We start from the raw sequence: 3,088 nt of genomic DNA on the forward strand, positions 1-3,088 counted from the left end.
GTCTGGGGTCGGGGCGCCAGTACATGAGCTGGATCGCCATGCGCGACCAGATCGGGGCCGTGCGCTTCCTGCTGGAGCACCCCGAGATCACCGGCCCGGTGAACATGTGCGCGCCCGAGCCGGTGACCAACGCCGAGTTCACCAGGGCGCTGGGCCGCGCCCTGCGGCGCCCCGCCGTCCTGCCGGTCCCGGCTCCGGCGATGCGCGCGGTGCTGGGGGACTTCGCCGAGGAGACCGCGCTGATCGACATGAGGGCCGAGCCCGAACGCCTCACGAAGGCCGGTTATTCCTTCGCGCTGCCCACCGTGGACAGTGCGCTATCCGACATCCTGGCCAGACCCGCACAGTCCACCGGGGCGTAAGGTTGGATGTGTGAGTGATCTCGTTTACGCATGGCTGGGCGACACTCCCGTCCCGTACCACCAGGGCTGGGATCTCCAGAAGCGGCTCCACGAGAGCCGGGTCGCCGATGAGGTGCCCGACACCGTCCTGTTGCTGGAACACGAGCCCGTGTACACCGCAGGAAAGCGCACCGGGAGGTGGGATCGTCCCATCACCGACCCCGGGGCGCCCGTGGTGGACATCGACCGGGGCGGCAAGATCACCTGGCACGGCCCCGGTCAGCTGACGGTGTACCCCATCGTCCGGCTGCCGGACCCCGTCGACGTGATCGCCTACGTCCGGATGCTGGAGGAGGCCATCATCCGCACCATCGCGGAGTACGGCCTGACCGGCACGCGGGTGGAGGGGCGCACCGGGGTGTGGCTGGCCGCCGACCCCGAGCGCGGCCTCATCGAACGCAAGGTGGCCGCCATCGGCTGCCGGATCGCCCGCGGGGTCGGGATGCACGGGCTCGCGTTGAACTGCAACAATGACATGTCGTGGTACGACCGGATCGTCCCGTGCGGAATCACCGACGCCGGAGTCACCTCGCTCTCCGCCGAACTGGGGCGCGACGTGTCCGTGGCCGACGCGCGGCCCCGGATGGAACGCCATCTGGCGGACCTGCTCGGCGCGCGGGAGTACCGCCACACCGACGGCGCGGACCTGCTCTCCGGCGCCACCGCGCGTGGATGACACACCACACCATGAGCCAGTCCCCGCGGGGACGCCGAGCCCCCACGAGGGGAAGGGTCCCCGGCACGGGGCACAGAAGGGAACGGGTTCACGTTGACCATCGCTCCTGAGGGCCGCAGGCTGCTGCGCGTGGAGGCGCGCAACAGCGAGACCCCCATCGAGAAGAAGCCGCCGTGGATCAAGATCAAGGCGCACATGGGGCCCGAGTACACCGAGCTCCACTCCCTGGTCAAGAGCGAGGGCCTGCACACGGTCTGCCAGGAGGCCGGGTGCCCCAACATCTACGAGTGCTGGGAGGACCGCGAGGCGACCTTCCTCATCGGCGGCGACCAGTGCACGCGGCGCTGCGACTTCTGCAACATCGCCACCGGCAAGCCCACCGCCCTGGACCGCATGGAGCCGACCAAGGTCGCCAACTCCGTGAAGACCATGGGCCTGCGCTACGCCACCATCACCGGTGTGGCCCGTGACGACCTGGAGGACGGCGGCGCCTGGCTGTACGCCGAGACCGTCCGCAAGATCCACGAGCTCAACCCGGGCACGGGCGTGGAGCTGCTCATCCCCGACTTCAACGCCGACCCCGACCAGCTGGCCGAGGTGTTCGGCTCGCGTCCGGAGGTGCTGGCGCACAACGTCGAGACGGTGCCGCGGATCTTCAAGCGCATCCGTCCGGGCTTCCGCTACGAGCGCTCCCTCAAGGTGATCACCGAGGCGCGCGCGGACAACCTGGTCACCAAGTCGAACCTGATCCTGGGCATGGGCGAGACCCGTGAGGAGATCAGCGAGGCGATGCGCGACCTGCACGAGGCCGGGTGCGACCTGCTGACCATCACCCAGTACCTGCGCCCCTCCAAGCTGCACCACCCGATCGACCGGTGGGTCAAGCCGGAGGAGTTCGTGGAGCTGGGCCAGGAGGCCGAGGAGATCGGCTTCGCCGGTGTCATGTCCGGGCCGCTGGTGCGCTCCTCCTACCGGGCGGGCCGCCTGTACAAGCAGGCCCGGGAGAAGCGGGACGCCGAGAACGCCTCCCTGGCGAACAACGCGTAACGAACTTTCCACCCGAGTCGTGACCAAGCTGGAACGGTGGCCCGCTGGCCACCGTTCCTCAGTTACGGGCACCCGCACATATCCTGATGTGGGCAGGCGCCCGTCGGTGGCGCCGCGAGGCGCCGCACCCACGACGACCGCGAAGAGGAGGCAAGGCAGCCGAGGGAACTCCTTCCCCGCCGATCCGGCGTCGGCGTGAGCTGCCTGAGAGCACGATGGCGAAAAAGCCCAAGGGTTCACAGAACACGGCCCGAGGCAAGGACGGTGCCGAGAAGCAGCCGGGCCGTCTCAAGCAGATCGGCATGGTCGCCAAGGTCGTCCACCAGCAGAGTCCGCGCAGCATCCCGCTCGCGGTCACGGCGGCGGTGGTCATCCTCGCGGTGTTCGTCGGCATCGGTATCTGGACCGGGTCGTGGATCCTGTGGCCGCTGACCGGTCTGCCGGTCGCCTTCCTGGTGGGCTTCATCATCTTCACCCGCTCCGCGCAGCGCGTGCAGTACAAGATGCTGGACGGACGCCTGGGCGCGGGTATGGCGATCCTGGACAACATGCGCGGCAACTGGGTGGTCGAGCCGGGTGTGGCGGCCAACAAGCAGATGGACGTCGTGCACCGCGTGGTGGGGCGCCCCGGCGTGATCCTGGTAGGCGAGGGCGACCCCGGCCGCCTCAAGCCGCTGATCGCCGGTGAGAAGAAGCGCGTGGCCCGCGTCGCCTACGACACGCCCATCTACGACTTCAAGGTGGGCAACGGCGAGGACCAGGTGCCGGTCTCCAAGCTCCAGCGCACGCTGGTCAGGCTCCCGCGCAACCTGGACAAGGCCGGGACCGCCGAGCTGAACTACCGGCTCAAGGCGCTGCCCGCCAAGATGCAGATGCCCAAGGGGCCCATGCCCAAGAACGCCAAGATGCCCCGGGGCATGCGCGGCCAGATGGGCGGCTGACCCCGGCCGGGGCCGCAGTCGGG

The 3,088-nt window shown here is 69.3% G+C and carries 4 protein-coding genes; all 4 read left to right on the forward strand.

The annotated features are described in order from the left end of the window. A partial coding sequence (locus DQW06_RS16465) for a DUF1731 domain-containing protein (RefSeq protein ID WP_117198858.1) occupies positions 1-362 on the forward strand: 362 nt, incomplete at its 5' end. A gap of 10 nt (positions 363-372) precedes the next feature. Then, a complete protein-coding gene (lipB, locus tag DQW06_RS16470; protein WP_013151991.1) occupies positions 373-1,077 on the forward strand; it encodes a lipoyl(octanoyl) transferase LipB in 705 nt (234 codons plus the stop codon). Between the two features lie 93 nt (positions 1,078-1,170). Then, the gene (gene lipA / locus DQW06_RS16475; RefSeq protein WP_013151990.1) at positions 1,171-2,124 is read left to right on the forward strand and encodes a lipoyl synthase; all 954 of its coding nucleotides are present in this window, start codon (positions 1,171-1,173) and stop codon (positions 2,122-2,124) included. A gap of 215 nt (positions 2,125-2,339) precedes the next feature. Then, entirely contained in the window at positions 2,340-3,065 is a 726-nt protein-coding gene (locus DQW06_RS16480; RefSeq protein ID WP_013151989.1) for a DUF4191 domain-containing protein, read from the forward strand. Positions 3,066-3,088 lie beyond the last annotated feature (23 nt).

Source organism: Nocardiopsis sp. TNDT3 (assembly GCF_003427465.1).
GTDB classification, from domain to species: Bacteria; Actinomycetota; Actinomycetes; order Streptosporangiales; family Streptosporangiaceae; genus Nocardiopsis; species Nocardiopsis dassonvillei.

What these genes read in the sequence shown, in the direction of transcription:
- DQW06_RS16480 (WP_013151989.1), top strand. Translation starts at nt 2,340, where the DNA reads ATGGCGAAAAAGCCCAAGGGTTCACAGAACACGGCCCGAGGCAAGGAC.